At 69.2% G+C, this 14073-nt stretch carries 11 protein-coding genes; 3 read left to right on the forward strand and 8 right to left on the reverse strand.

Going from position 1 to position 14073, the window contains the following annotated elements:
• On the reverse strand, nucleotides 1–2128 hold a 2128-nt coding region (gene pcrA, locus GSF22_RS20615; protein ID WP_208815366.1), incomplete at its 3' end, for a DNA helicase PcrA.
• 183 nt (nucleotides 2129–2311) lie between these two features.
• Here pcrA and GSF22_RS20620 point away from each other — a divergent pair.
• Nucleotides 2312–4159: a bifunctional metallophosphatase/5'-nucleotidase gene (locus tag GSF22_RS20620; RefSeq protein WP_208815367.1), complete on the forward strand. Its 1848-nt coding sequence runs from the start codon at nucleotides 2312–2314 to the stop codon at nucleotides 4157–4159.
• A 300-nt stretch (nucleotides 4160–4459) separates the two neighbouring features.
• Nucleotides 4460–4813 carry a chorismate mutase gene (locus tag GSF22_RS20625; RefSeq protein WP_208815368.1) on the forward strand — a complete coding sequence of 118 codons (354 nt, stop codon included), beginning with the start codon at nucleotides 4460–4462 and terminating at the stop codon, nucleotides 4811–4813.
• A gap of 112 nt (nucleotides 4814–4925) precedes the next feature.
• Here GSF22_RS20625 and GSF22_RS20630 read toward each other — a convergent pair whose 3' ends face one another.
• The 5 genes from GSF22_RS20630 to GSF22_RS20650 all read right to left on the reverse strand — a co-directional run bounded on the left by GSF22_RS20630 (nucleotide 4926) and on the right by GSF22_RS20650 (nucleotide 10672).
• Nucleotides 4926–5939, reverse strand: coding sequence for an ABC transporter ATP-binding protein (locus tag GSF22_RS20630; protein ID WP_208815369.1), 1014 nt, complete (start codon nucleotides 5937–5939; stop codon nucleotides 4926–4928).
• Nucleotides 5932–6960 carry an ABC transporter ATP-binding protein gene (locus GSF22_RS20635; protein ID WP_208815374.1) on the reverse strand — a complete coding sequence of 343 codons (1029 nt, stop codon included), beginning with the start codon at nucleotides 6958–6960 and terminating at the stop codon, nucleotides 5932–5934. Before GSF22_RS20635 ends, GSF22_RS20630 begins: the two co-directional genes overlap by 8 nt.
• Nucleotides 6961–6983: 23 nt before the next feature.
• The gene (locus tag GSF22_RS20640) at nucleotides 6984–7967 is read right to left on the reverse strand and encodes an ABC transporter permease (protein ID WP_208815370.1); all 984 of its coding nucleotides are present in this window, start codon (nucleotides 7965–7967) and stop codon (nucleotides 6984–6986) included.
• Nucleotides 7960–8886, reverse strand: a complete 927-nt coding sequence (locus GSF22_RS20645; protein WP_208815371.1) for an ABC transporter permease — start codon at nucleotides 8884–8886, stop codon at nucleotides 7960–7962. The genes GSF22_RS20640 and GSF22_RS20645 overlap by 8 nt, the downstream gene beginning before the upstream one ends.
• 145 nt (nucleotides 8887–9031) lie before the next feature.
• Nucleotides 9032–10672: a peptide ABC transporter substrate-binding protein gene (locus tag GSF22_RS20650; RefSeq protein WP_208815372.1), complete on the reverse strand. Its 1641-nt coding sequence runs from the start codon at nucleotides 10670–10672 to the stop codon at nucleotides 9032–9034.
• Nucleotides 10673–11104: 432 nt separating this feature from the next.
• Between GSF22_RS20650 and GSF22_RS20655 the strand changes: the two genes are divergently transcribed.
• On the forward strand, nucleotides 11105–11839 hold the full coding sequence (locus GSF22_RS20655) for a PIG-L deacetylase family protein (RefSeq protein ID WP_307804167.1): 735 nt from the start codon (nucleotides 11105–11107) through the stop codon (nucleotides 11837–11839).
• A 28-nt stretch (nucleotides 11840–11867) separates the two neighbouring features.
• Here GSF22_RS20655 and GSF22_RS20660 read toward each other — a convergent pair whose 3' ends face one another.
• Together GSF22_RS20660 and GSF22_RS20665 are read right to left on the reverse strand one after the other, a co-directional pair.
• The gene (locus GSF22_RS20660; protein ID WP_208815373.1) at nucleotides 11868–12551 is read right to left on the reverse strand and encodes a response regulator; all 684 of its coding nucleotides are present in this window, start codon (nucleotides 12549–12551) and stop codon (nucleotides 11868–11870) included.
• A gap of 2 nt (nucleotides 12552–12553) precedes the next feature.
• Entirely contained in the window at nucleotides 12554–13807 is a 1254-nt protein-coding gene (locus GSF22_RS20665; RefSeq protein WP_208815376.1) for an ATP-binding protein, read from the reverse strand.
• Nucleotides 13808–14073: the final 266 nt, after the last annotated feature.

The raw sequence follows: 14073 nt of genomic DNA on the forward strand, positions 1-14073 counted from the left end.
CCGCACCGCCCCGGCCGCCGACCCCACCGCCGGTACCCGACCAGGAGGTGTACGACCCTTCGGTCCGCTCCCAGCGGACCAGTTCCGGCGGCAACTCCTCCAGGAACCGGGACGGCGGGTTGTACGCGGGCTGCCCCCAGGCCGACCGGGTCACCGCCCGGGAGAGGTAGAGCCGCTGGCGGGCCCGGGTGATGCCGACGTAGGCGAGCCGACGTTCCTCCTCCAGCTCCCGGGTGTCGCCCAGCGACCGCAGGTGCGGGAAGACGCCGTCCTCCAGACCGGTGAGGAAGACCACCGGGAACTCCAGGCCCTTGGCGGTGTGCAGGGTCATCAGGGTGACCACACCCTGGTGGTCGGGGTCGTCCACCGGAATCTGGTCGGCGTCGGCGACCAGCGCGACCTGCTCCAGGAAACCGGCCAGGGTGGCCCGCTCGGACTCCCCGCCCTGCGCCTCGATCCGCTCGGTGTACTCCCGGGCCACGCTGACCAGTTCCTGGAGGTTCTCCACCCGCCCGGCGTCCTGCGGGTCGAGGCTCTCCTCCAGCTCACTGAGGTAACCGGAGCGGGTCAGCACCGCCTCCAGCACCTCCTCCGGCGTCCCGTTGACGGCCAGCTCGCGCAGGCCGTCCAACAGCGCCACGAAGTCGGCGATGCCGTTGGCGGCCCGGGTGGAGATGCCGGGGGCGTCCTTCGCCCGGCGCAGCGCCGCACCGAAGGAGATCCGGTCCCGGGCGGACAGCGCCTCGACGCACGCCTCGGCCCGGTCCCCGATGCCCCGGCGCGGGGTGTTCAGGATGCGGCGCAGGTTCACCGTGTCGTCGTCGTTGACCACGGCACGCAGGTAGGCCAGTGCGTCCCGGACCTCCTTGCGCTCGTAGAAGCGCACCCCGCCGACCACCTTGTACGGCAGGCCGACCCGGATGAAGACCTCCTCGAAGACCCGGGACTGGGCGTTGGTCCGGTAGAAGACCGCCACGTCACCGGGGCGGGCCGCGTCGTCGTCGACCAGCCGGTCGATCTCCCGGCCCACCCAGTCGGCCTCGGCGTGCTCGGTGTCCGCGACGTACCCGACGATCTGCTCACCCGGGCCCGCGTCGCTCCACAGTCGCTTCGGTTTGCGGGAGGTGTTCCGGTCGATGACCGCGTTGGCCGCGTTGAGGATGGTCTGGGTGGAGCGGTAGTTCTGCTCCAGCAGGATCGTGCGCGCGTCGGTGAAGTCCCGCTCGAACTCCAGGATGTTGCGGATCGTCGCGCCCCGGAAAGCGTAGATCGACTGGTCGGCGTCGCCGACCACGCAGAGCTCGGCCGGCTCGACCCCCTCGGTACCCGAGACCAGCTCCTTGATCAGGACGTACTGCGCATGGTTGGTGTCCTGGTACTCGTCCACCAGGACGTGCCGGAACCGACGGCGGTAGGACTCGGCGACGTGCGGGTGGGACTGGAGCAGGTGCACCGTCGTCATGATCAGGTCGTCGAAGTCCAGCGCGTGCGCCTCGCGCAGCCGTCGCTGGTAGAGCGTGTACGCCTCGGCGAGCGCGCGTTCGTTGGGCCCCTTGGCCCGGCCGGCGAACTCCTCCGGGTCGACCAGCTCGTTCTTCAGGTTGGAGACCTGGGCGGCCAGCCCCCGCGCCGGGTAGCGCTTCGGGTCGAGGTCCAGCTCCCGGGCCACCAGCTGCATCAGCCGGCGCGAGTCGTCCGCGTCGTAGATGGAGAAGGTGGACTTCAGCCCGGCGTGCTCGTGCTCGGCCCGCAGGATGCGTACGCACGCCGAGTGGAACGTCGACACCCACATCAGCCGGGCCCGGGGGCCAACCAGCGCGGTGACCCGTTCCTTCATCTCACCGGCGGCCTTGTTGGTGAACGTGATCGCGATGATCTCCCCGGGGTGCACCCCCCGGGCCGCGAGCAGGTACGCGATCCGGTTGGTGAGCACCCGGGTCTTGCCCGAGCCGGCACCGGCCACGATCAGCAGCGGGGAACCGGCATGGGTCACCGCGTCCCGCTGCGGTCCGTTGAGCCCGGTCAGCAACTGCTGCGGGTCTGCGTGCCCGACGAAGGGCCGGGACGGCGGATCGGACTGCGGGGACGGCGTGGGCCGGGACGGCGGAAGTTCGAAGAGAGGATGCATCGCACGGCGAGTCTATGCCGCCGGTAGGACATCGCCGTGCATCGCGTACCGTGCCGGACGTCCGTCGACTTCCGGCGGCAACCAACCGGTCACCGTCCAGGGCTGGCGCGTACGGCCCGTGTCCATGACGATGACCAGGTAATCCCTCCGGATCCTCCCCCGTCACGACTGGGAGCACACATCATGAGTCAACCGCGCTCGCGCGGCTGGGCGGCGCTGCGTCACCTCACGGTGCCCGCCCTCGCGTTGGCTGTCGTCGCCGCACTGCCGATCACCTCGCAGTCCGAGCCGGCGCCCGCCACCGACCCGGCGGCGGCCCTAAAGCCGGTCGCCGTCTCCTACGGCACGCCCCTCGGGCGGACCGCCAAGGGCAACTTCCTGAGCTACAACGACTTCCACGGCGCGATCGACCCGCCCGGCGGCAGCGGCGCCACGGTCAACGGCACCCCGGCCGGTGGCGTGGAGTACCTGGCCACCTGGCTGAAGAAGCTGCGCGCCGAGGCCGCCGCCGAGGGGCGTACCACCACCACCGTCGGCGCCGGTGACCTGATCGGGGCCACCCCGCTGGTCAGCGCCGCCTTCCACGACGAGCCGACCATCGAGCTGATGGACCAGGTCGGCCTCCAGATCAGCTCGGTCGGCAACCACGAGTTCGACGAGGGTGTCGACGAGCTGATCCGGCTCAACAAGGGTGGCTGCCACCCGGTCGACGGTTGCCAGGACGGCGACGGCTTCGCCGGGGCGAAGTTCACCTACCTCGCCGCCAACACCATCGACAAGAAGACCGGCCTGCCGATCCTGCCCCCGGTGGACCTGCGCTTCGTCAACGGGGTACCGGTCGGCTTCGTCGGCCTGACCCTGGAGGACACCCCGAGCATCGTCAACCCCGCCGGGATCGCCTCGGTGAAGTTCACCGACGAGGTGGAGACCGCCAACAAGTGGGGCGGCCTGCTCAAGCTCTTCGGGGTCAAGGCGCTGGTGCTGCTGGTGCACGAAGGTGGCATGCAGTCCGCGCCGCCGACCACCCCGGGTATCTCCGACTGCGCCAACTTCTCCGGGCCGATCGTGCCGATCGTGGCCGGGCTGCGGCCGGAGTTCGGTCTGGTCGTCTCCGGCCACACCCACCGCTTCTACTCCTGCTCGCTGCCGAACTCCTCGGGCGCGCAGACGGTGGTCACCAGCGCCGGTAACAACGGGCAGCTGATCACGGACATCGACTACACGCTGGACCGGCGGACCGGTCGGTTCGCCGAGATCACCGCCCGCAACGTGATCGTGGAGAACGGCGTCCGCAACGCCGACGGCACCTGGCAGCAGAGCGGTGGCGTCTTCGTCCGCAACCCTGACCTGGTGGACCCGGCCGCGAAGGCGCTGGCCGACAAGTACCGGACGGCGGTCGCGCCGATCGCCAACCGGGTCGTCGGGCGGATCAGCGCGGACATCGTCCGGGACGCCCGGCCGAACGGGGAGAGCCCGCTCGGTGACGTGATCGCCGACGCGCAACTCGCCTACACCCGGGGCGACGGGGCGCAGATCGCCCTGATGAACCCGGGCGGTGTGCGGGCCTCGCTGGCGTACTCGGCCTCGGCCGGGGGCGAGGCGCCCGGTGAGGTGACCTACGGCGAGAGCTTCTCGGTCCAGCCCTTCAACAACCTGGTGGTCACCCAGACCTTCACCGGGGCGCAGCTCAAGGACGTGCTGGAGCAGCAGTTCGTCGGCTTCAACGGGCAGACCACCCAGCGGATCCTCCAGGTCTCCGCAGGCTTCGCCTACTCGTACGACACCACCGCGCCGGTCGGCTCCCGGGTCAGCGGCATCACCCTCGACGGCACGCCGATCGACCCGGCTGCCAGCTACCGGGTCACCACCAACGACTTCCTGGCCAACGGTGGTGACGGTTTCACGACCCTGAAGGCCGGTACCGGCCGCACCACCGCGCCCGGCTTCGACGTCGACGCGCTGGTGAGCTACCTGGGTGCCGGCGAGCCGGTCGCCCCGGGCCCGGCCAACCGGATCACCAAGCTCGGCTGATCCGCCCGACCGGAGCACCAGGCTCGGCTGATCCGTTAACAAGGGCCCCTTCCTATACCGAAAGCGTTAGGAAGGGGCCCTTCCTTACCGGGTGGGTTGCGCCGGTCGCCCCTGGCTGGGCATACTCGACCACGTGATCGGGCAGCGCTTCTACTTTTACTACGGCACCGGGAGTCCGGCAGCCGTAGGTCACGCCTGATCGATCAGACCTACGAGAAAGCCCCGGGCTCCTGGAGCCCGGGGCTTTCTCGCGCTTCGGGCATCAGCGGTACCGGGCTCCACACCGACGAGGAGTGCCCGATGATGACTGACGTGAAAGAGACCAGCGGAAAGCCGGCGGCCGACAGCACCGCAGGCGGGACACCGGGCGGTGCCGCCGCCCCGGTGAACGCCGGCACGGATGCGCCGGAGGCGGCGGCCCGGATCGTCGCGATCCGGGAGCGGATCGACGAGATCGACGGTCTGCTGATCGAACTCTGGCAGGAACGCGCCCGGCTGTCACAGCAGATCGGCGCGACGCGGCTCGCCTCCGGGGGTACCCGGCTCGTGCTGTCCCGGGAGCGGGAGATCCTGGAACGCTTCCGGGAGGCACTGGGTGCGGACGGCACCCAACTCGGGCTGCTCATCCTGCGGGCCGGTCGCGGCCCGCTGTGACCACGCGAAACGCAGGGCGCCCGGCAACAGGACCGGCGGCCGTGGCCGCCACCGCCCTGTTGCCGGGCGCCCTCACCGCCTGCCGGCCCACAGGACCGGCAAGCGGTACGCCTCACGCCTCGTGGGTGACCACGATCTCGCGCTTCTCGGCGAAGTGGCACGCGCTCGGGTGGTCCGAGCCGGGCCGGATCTCCAGTACGGGCGGCTCGGTGGCGCAGACGTCCTGCGCCTTCCAGCACCGGGTCCGGAACCGGCAGCCCGACGGCGGGTCGACCGGCGACGGGACGTCCCCGGTGAGCCGGATGATCGCCTTCTGCTCCCGCACCTTGGGGTCCGGCACCGGCACCGCCGACAGCAGAGCCTGGGTGTACGGGTGGGTGGGGCGTTCGTAGATCTCGTCCTCGGTACCGATCTCCGCGATCTTGCCGAGGTACATCACCGCGACCCGTTCGGAGAGGTGCCGCACCACCGACAGGTCGTGGGCGATGAAGACGTACGACAGCCCGAACTCGCCCTGGAGCTGCTCCAGCAGGTTCATCACCTGGGCCTGGATGGAGACGTCCAGCGCGGAGACCGGCTCGTCACAGACGATGATCTCCGGGCGCAGGGCGAGCGCCCGGGCGATGCCGATGCGCTGCCGCTGACCACCGGAGAACTGATGCGGGTACCGGTTGATGTGCTCCGGGTTGAGCCCGACCAGTTCCAGCAGCTCCTGGACCTTGCCCCGCCGGCTCGCCTTCGGTGCCACCTCGGGGTGGATGTCGAACGGCTCACCGATCAGGTCACCGACCGTCATCCGCGGGTTCAGCGAGGTGTACGGGTCCTGCATGACGAGCTGGATCTGCCGGCGCAGCCGACGCAGTTCACCGCCCTTGAGCCGGGCGATGTCCTGCCCCTTGTAGAGGACGCTGCCGGCGGTCGGCTTCTCCAGGTTCATCAGGACCCGGGCCAGGGTCGACTTGCCGCAGCCGGACTCGCCGACCACGCCGAGGGTCTCCCCCTGCCGCAGCCCGAACGACACCCCGTCGACGGCCTTGACGTGCCCGATCGTCTTCTTGAAGACGATGCCCCGGGTCACCGGGTAGTGCTTGACCAGATCCCGTACTTCGAGGATGTTCTCAGTCACGGTTCACGACCTCCTCGGCGAAGTGGCAGGCGCTGGCCCGGGTACCGCCGAGTTGCAGCAGCGGGGGCACCTTCTCCCGGCACACCGGCTGCACCATCGGGCAGCGCGGGTGGAACGGGCAGCCGGACGGGATGTTCAGCAGGCTCGGCGGGAGGCCCTTGATCGTCCGCAGCTGCTGGCCCTTCTCGTCGATCCGAGGGATCGAGTTGAGCAGGCCCAGCGTGTACGGGTGACCGGGCTTCTCGTACAGCTCGTGCACGTCCGCCTCTTCGACGATCCGGCCGGCGTACATGACCGCGATCCGGTCGGCCACGTCCGCCACCACGCCGAGGTCGTGCGTGATGAGGATGAGGCCCATCTGCCGTTCCCGCTGCAACTCCGCGAGCAGGTCCATGATCTGGGCCTGCACCGTGACGTCGAGGGCGGTGGTCGGCTCGTCGGCGATCAGCACCTCGGGGTCGAGTGCCAGCGACATGGCGATCATGGCGCGCTGGCGCATACCACCGGAGAACTGGTGCGGGTACGCGTTGAACCGGCCCTTGGCGTTCGGGATCTTCACCAGGTCGAGCATCTCGATGCTGCGCTTCTTGGCGTCGGAGCGGCTCATGCCGCGCCGGATCCGGAACTGTTCGGCGATCTGGAACCCGACGGTGAAGACCGGGTTCAGGGCGGAGAGGGCGTCCTGGAAGATCATGGCGATCCCCTCGCCCCGGATCCGGCGCCGTTCCTCGGCGGACATGGTGAGCATGTCCTTGCCGTGGAACCGCACCTGACCGCCGGTGACGAAACCGGGCGGGGTGTCGAGGATACCCATGATCGTCTGGGCGGTGACGCTCTTACCGGAGCCGGATTCGCCGAGCACGGCGAGGGTCTCCCCCGCGTCGACGTGGTAGGTCACCCCGTTGATGACCTTGGCGACCCCGTCCCGGGTACGGAACTCCACCCGGAGGTCGTCGACCTCCAGCAACCGGCCGGAAGGGCGTCCTGAGCCGTCGGCACCGGGTTCGGACCGCTCGGACACGAGAATGTCGGACACAGGAACTCCTACCGCAGTTTCGGGTCGAGTGCTTCGCGCACTGCCTCGCCGAGCATCACGAAAGCGAGCACCGCGATGACAAGGAACGTGGCCGGGAAGAAGAGCAGGAACGGCGACACCCGGACCCAGTCACGCGTCTCGCTGATCATGACGCCCCAGGACACCACCGGCGACTGGAGGCCGACGCCGAGGAAGGACAGCGTCGCCTCGGCACCGATGAACGAGCCGACCAGGATCGTCGAGTAGACCAGCAGCGGGGCCAGGGTGTTGGGCAGCAGGTGCTTCATGATGATCCGACCGGAGCCGGCCCCCAGTGCCCGGGCGGCCATGATGTAGTCGGCCTGTTTGGTGGCGAGCACCGAGGACCGCATGATCCGCATGGAGACCGGCCAGCCGAGGATGATCAGCGAGAACAGCACCAGGGAGACGATCTTCACGTAGCTGTTGCCCGAACCCGGCTTGTTGAACGTCGTCAGGATGACGATCGCGCCGAGCACGAACGGCAGGCCGAAGAAGACATCCGCGACCCGGGAGAGCAGCGCGTCGACCCAGCCACCCCAGAATCCGGAGAGGATACCGATCGCACCACCGATCAGCACGGTGCCGAGGGTCGCCAGCACGGCCACCAGGATCGAGGCCCGCGCACCGTAGATCACCCGGGCGTAGACGTCCCGGCCCTGCACGTCGTAACCGAACCACGCGTCACCGGACGGCTCGACCCGGCTCCGGGCCAGATCGCCCTGGGTCGGGTCGACCGAGGTGAACAGCGACGGGAAGGCCGCCATCACCAGGAAGAGCAGGATGATCGACGCGGAGATCCAGAACAGCGGCTTGCGGCGCAGGTCCATCCAGGCGTCGCCGAGCAGGCCGCGCGGCTGGTCACGCTTCGCGTTCGCGGGCAGTCCGGAATCAGGCGGCGCGGTTCCCCCGGCGACGGTAGGCTGCTCGGCGGGAGGGGTGGTCGCCATCGATCCGACAGTGGGGTCACTCATAACGGATCCTCGGGTCCAGGGCGGCGTAGAGCAGGTCGATCAGCAGGTTCATCAGGAGATACACCAGGACCAGGATCACCACGATGGAGACCACCGTCGCGCCCTCCTTGGTGATGATCGCCCGGAAGACCTCTCGTCCGATGCCGTTGATGTTGAAGATGCCCTCGGTGACGACCGAGCCACCCATGAGCGCACCAAGGTCGGTGCCGAGGAACGTGATCACCGGGATCATCGAGTTGCGGAGCAGGTGCACCCCGACGACCCGCCGCATCGGCAGGCCCTTCGCGATCGCGGTCCGGACGTAGTCGCCGCGCCGGTTCTCCGCGATGCTGGTACGGGCCAGTCGGGCGATGTACGCCATCGACGTACTACCGAGCACGAACCCGGGGACCAGCAGTTCGGTGAAGGAGACGTCGGACGAGACGGTCACCGGCGCGATGCCCCACTTGACGCCGAGCAGCCACTGGAGCACGAAGCCCGTGACGAAGGTCGGCAGCGCGATCAGGAAGAGCGTGGAGACCAGGACGAGGTTGTCCAGGAAGCCGTTGCGCTTCAGGCCGGTGAGCACACCGGCGGTCAGCCCGATCAGGGCCTCGACGGCGAGCGCGACCAGCGCGAGCTTCAGCGTGTTCGGGTACGCGTTGACGACGATCTCGTTGATCGAGCGACCGCCGAAGGTCTCGCCGAAGTCCCCCTGCAGCAGGTTCTTCATGTAGCTGCCGTACTGCACGAAGATGTTCTGGTCGAGCTTGTACTTGTCGGTCATGAAGTCGACGTAGGCGTCGGGGCACCGCCGGTCGCCGCACTTGCCGGCGAACGGGTCCCCGGGCACCGCCCAGACCAGTACGAAGATGAAGAAGGTGGTCCCGATGAACACGGGGATCAGCTGGAGAAGCCGTCTCAACAAGTAACGGCCCATGGGTCGTCCTCCAAGTAGGACGCGTCGGACGCCCGACACGAGTGGCGATACGGCGACGGGGACGCGGTGGTTCGCGTCCCGGGCGTGTGACCGGCCCGGGGCGGGCCCACCTTTGTCGGGTGGACCCGCCCCGGGTCGAGTCGCCTTACTTCAGCTCGACCGACTCCAGGTCGATTTCGCCCTTGACGTTGAGCTCCGGCTTCTTGATCTTGTCGGAGAAGCCCGACTGCTGACCGTAGAAGTAGATCGGGATCGACGGGGTGTCCTTGTCGACGAAGGTCACGGCCTCAGCGAACTTGGCGTGCGCGGCGTCGACGGTCGGGGCCGAGGTGGCCTCCTTGTACAGGCGGTCAACCTCGGGGTTGCTGTACGAACCGTCGTTGGAGGAACCACCGGTGACGTACAGCGGGCCGATCCAGTTCTCCACGTCCGGGTAGTCCTGCGACCACGCGGCGCGGTACGGGCCCTTCATCTGCTTCGCGTTGATCTGCTGACGGAAGACCGCGAAGGTCGGGACGCCCTCGGCGCGAGCCTCGATGCCCAGGGTGTTCTTCACGCTCTGCGCGACGGCCTCCATCCACTCCTTGTGGCTGGCGTCAGCGTTGTAGTAGAAGACCATCTCGCCCTGGAAGCCACCGGCCTTGGCGAGCAGGGCCTTCGCCTCCTCCGGGTTGTACGAGCAGGAGGTGCAGTTGCCCGACTTGGCGCCCGGGGTCAGCGGGTTGGCCCAGCTGTCGGCCGGCTTGCGGGAGCCCGAGAAGATCTTGTCGGAGATGCTCTGCCGGTCGACGGCGAGCGAGACCGCGCGACGCAGGTCGGCGTTCTGGAACCGCTTGTCGTAGAACGGGAACGCGATCAGCGCGGTGGCCGCGTTCGGCACGTCGATGTAACGGTCCGACAGGTCGGTCTTGTACTTCGCACCGGCCAGGGCCGAGGTCGGCACCTGCTGCTGGAAGTCGAGGTTGCCGGCCTGGAGGTCGTTGTAGGCCGCACCGGCGTCCTGGTACAGCTTGACCGTGACGTCCTTGATCTTGCCCTTGTCACCCGCGGTGTAGTCGTCGTTGCGGGTGAGCTTGATCTCGACGTTGTCCTGCCACGAGACGAACTTCCACGGGCCGTTGCCGATCGGCTTCTTGCCGAAGGCGTCGGCGCCCTGGGTGAAGAAGGCGTCCGGCATCGGGTAGAAGGCGCTGTAGCCGAGCTTGGTCGGGAAGATCGAGAACGGCGAGCCGAGGGTGACCTCGAAGGTGTGGTCGTCGACGACCTTCAGGCCGGACATCTCCTTGGCCTTCGGCTCCGGGGCCTTCTTCGGGCCGTCGTCGTCCGGGTCGACCGACTGGACGTCCTCGAAGCCCTGGATGTCGCTGAAGAAGCTGGAGTTCTGCGCGCCGTTCGGCGAGTAGGCGCTCCAGTTCCAGGCCTTGACGAAGCTCTCGGCCTTCACCTCGGTACCGTCGTGGAACTTGGTACCCTTCTTGATCTTGATGGTGTAGACCTTCGAGTCCTTGGTGTCGATGGACTCGGCAACCGCGAGCTTCGGGTTGGCACCCTGCTCGTTCGGGTACTCGACCAGACCCGTCCACAGGTAGTCGATGATCGCGCCACCACCGGTCTCGGTGGTGTTGGCCGGAACGAGGCCAACCTCGGGCTGGCTGCCATCGATGACGATGGCACCGTCCGTCTTGGCGGGGCTGTCGCCGCCGCTGTCTCCGCTCCCACAGCCTGCCGCGACGAGCGCGACAGCCGCGCCCAGCGCGACTGCGCTCGCACGCTTCGAGACTCTCATTCCGGGGGCCTCCTCTTTCCTAACCTGGGTTCGTTCGTGGGTTTCACGCACGTAGGGGTGACGCCAGCCGACAGCCTGCTCGTCGCTGGCTGCCGGAAAGCTACCGCAGAGTATCGGGACACCCCAGATGCACCGATGATCCGCCGGGCTACCGTCACACGCCCGCTCGACACTGAGCAGGCCCCACGTCCACGCACAGCCGATCAGGATGCCATGGTCGTCGGGGCCGACTGAGTGCCTCACCGGCGGTGAGGTGCTTGCCACTGTGACACCGACCAGCCCATTGCGTGAAGGTGCCGTTATCAAGCCGTTAGTTGCCTGCTGCGCCGCCGATACTTGAACGAAGATCATTTTTTGCCCGGAAACGGCCATTCTGACCAGGGGCTTCAGCCTCTGAGCTGGTCAGGTCGATGGCGCGTAGGCTCGACCGCTGTGAGCTTCCCCGCCTCCGCGCCGGTGCTGACCGACGTCCGACGCGCACTCGCCGTGTTCGCCCATCCGGACGATGTCGACTTCGGCTGCGCAGCCACAATTGCTGGCTGGGTGGACGAGGGCATCGAGGTCGCCTACCTTCTCGTCACGCACGGCGAGGCCGGTGGTTTCGACGACACGCCGCGCGAGCAGATACCACGGCTCCGGGAAGCCGAGCAACGGGCCGCTGCGGCAGCTGTGGGAGTCGACCGGGTGGACTTTCTGACCGGATACGCCGACGGGACCCTGACCCCGGGTACCGGTCTCCGCCGGGACATCACCGCCGCGATCCGCCGCTTCCGCCCCGACCGGGTACTCACCACCTCGCCGCTGCGCCGCTGGGAGCAGCTGGTCGGCCCCGGCCACCCGGACCACCTCGCCGTGGGCGAGGCCACCACCTGCGCGGTCTACCCCGACGCGCGCAACCGGTACGCCTTCCCGGAACTGCTCGACGAGGGGCTCGAACCCTGGGTGGTCCGGGAGATCTGGTACTCCGCCGGACCGGCACCGGACCACGCGGTGGACGTCACCGACCGGCTGGCCGCCAAGATCGCCGCCATGCGGGCGCACCACTCGCAGACCGCCCACCTCGACGTGCCGGCCTGGGTGATGGAGCAGTTGGGGCGTACCGCGCAGGAGGCGGGACTGCCGCCGGGCCGGCTGGCCGAGGCGTACACCGTGCTGCGTACCGGCTGACCGGCCGGCAGCCCGGACCGGCCGTCGGTCAGACCAGACGACGGTCCGCCGCCCAACGGGACAACTCGTACCGGTTGGACATCTGGAGCTTGCGCAGCACGTTCGACACGTGCGTCTCCACGGTCTTGATGGAGATGTACAGCTCCCGGGCGATCTCCTTGTAGGCGTACCCCCGGGCCAGCAGCCGGAGCACCTCCCGCTCCCGGTTGGTGAGCTGGTCCAGCTCGGGGTCGGCGACCGGCACGTCCGGCCGGGCCGCGAACGCGTCCAGCACGAACCCGGCCAACCGGGGGCTGAACACGGCGTCCCCCTCGGCCACCCGGCGGATCGCGTCGGTCAGTTCGTCCGGGGAGATGGTCTTGGTGACGTACCCCCGGGCACCGCCCCGGATCAGGCCGATCACGTCCTCGGCCGCGTCGGAGACGCTCAACGCCAGGAACCGCACCTCCGGGTGGGTACGCCGCAGCGCGTCGAGCACCGCCCGCCCACCGCCCTCCGGCATGTGCACGTCGAGCAGCACCACGTCGGGCATGGTGGCGGGGATCCGGACCACCGCCTCGGCCACCGTGCTGGCCTCGCCGACCACGTCGACGTGCGCACCCAGCTCGGCGCGGACCCCGGCCCGGAACATCGCGTGGTCGTCGACCAGGAACACCCGCAGCCGGCCCGGCGGGGTGGCACCCTCGACCGGTCCCGTCGACTGATCGGCCATGGCTATCGGTCCCTCTCCGCTGTGCTGCTGTCCCGGGTCATCGGCAGCATGAGTCGTACCTCGGTGCCGTCACCGGGCGTCGAGCGGATCTCCGCCCGGCCACCGTGCCGTTTCATCCGGCCGATGATGGACCCGCGTACCCCGTGCCGCTGGTCCCCTACGGTAGCCGGGTCGAAGCCCGTCCCCCGGTCCCGGACGAAGACACTGATCTGCTCCGGTTCCACCTCGGCGTAGAGGGACACGGTCTGCACCTTGGCATGCCGGGCGGCGTTGACCAGGGCCTCCCTGGACGCAGCGACCAGGGCGCCGACCCGCTCGTCGGTCTCCCGGTCGCCGACCACCACGGTCTCCACGGTGATCGCGAAGGTGTCCTCGACCTCGGCGGCGGCCTGCTCCAGCGCAGCCGCGAACCGTTCCGCCGGGGAGGCGGTCGGCTTGTAGAGCCAGTTGCGCAGCGACCGCTCCTGCCCCCGGGCCAGCCGCTGCACGGTCTTGACGTCGGTGGCGTTGCGCTGGATCAGGGCGAGGGTGTGCAGGACCTGGTCGTGCACCATGGCGGCCAGTTCCGCGCGTTCCTGCTCCCGGATCCGGCCCTCCCGCTCGGCGCGCAACTGGGTGAGGGTCCGCCACAGCACCGGCGCGGCCACCACGCCCACCCCGGCCAGCCCCACCAGGGCGAAGGTCACCCCGCTGACCACGGTGTCGAGATCCTGCCGGGAGTAGACGGCGACGATCCCGATGATGCCGACCGCCACCAGCACCCCGCCGCCGATGAACCGGAGCACGAAGGCCCGGCGGTCGCTCTCCTCGACGACCGCGGCGAGCCACGGTACGGGCATGCTCTCGCCCCACTGCCAGCGGCGTTCCGGTGCGGACTGGTGCCAGATCACGCCGGCACCGACCGCGATGATCGCGACCAGCCAGCCGGCCGTGGCGGTGGCACCGAACGAGTTGAACAGCATCATCTGGATCAGCAGCACGCCGAGCCCGATCACCACGAACGGCAGGAGCTGCGCGACGTCCCGGCGGGGTGGCTCGTCGCCGCCGGGCCGCAACGGCACCACCGCCCAGAAGGCCGCGTAGAGCAGCAGCCCGAGTCCGTTGAAGCCGAGCAGCAGGACGAACGCGATCCGGACCCGCACCACGGGGATGCCGAGGTGCTCGGCGATGCCGGCCGCCACCCCGGCCGCCAACCGGTGCCCACGGGCCCGGTACAGCCGAGGTGACGCAGGTGCGGTGCTGATGGGAACCCCCAGGAGATGTGACCGCCGGTCGGACACCACGCACAGCGGAGAGCGCGGTCGGCGCCGTTCGATCGTCACACGGCCGGAGCCGACCGGACCACCAGGACGCCCCTGAAGATTGCCGGGCCCGGATCTCAGGGTGGGGTCAGGGTCGGCTCCTGAGGCCGGTCGGGCCGTCGGACCAGCAGGATCACAGGTATGACCGACGAAGCTGCCGGCCCCCCGCCACCGGCACCGGCCCAGACCGGCGGGGCCCACCCACCACCGCCGCCCGGCAC

It is taken from the genome of Micromonospora echinofusca, assembly GCF_017614955.1.
Classification (GTDB): Bacteria; Actinomycetota; Actinomycetes; order Mycobacteriales; family Micromonosporaceae; genus Micromonospora; species Micromonospora echinofusca_A.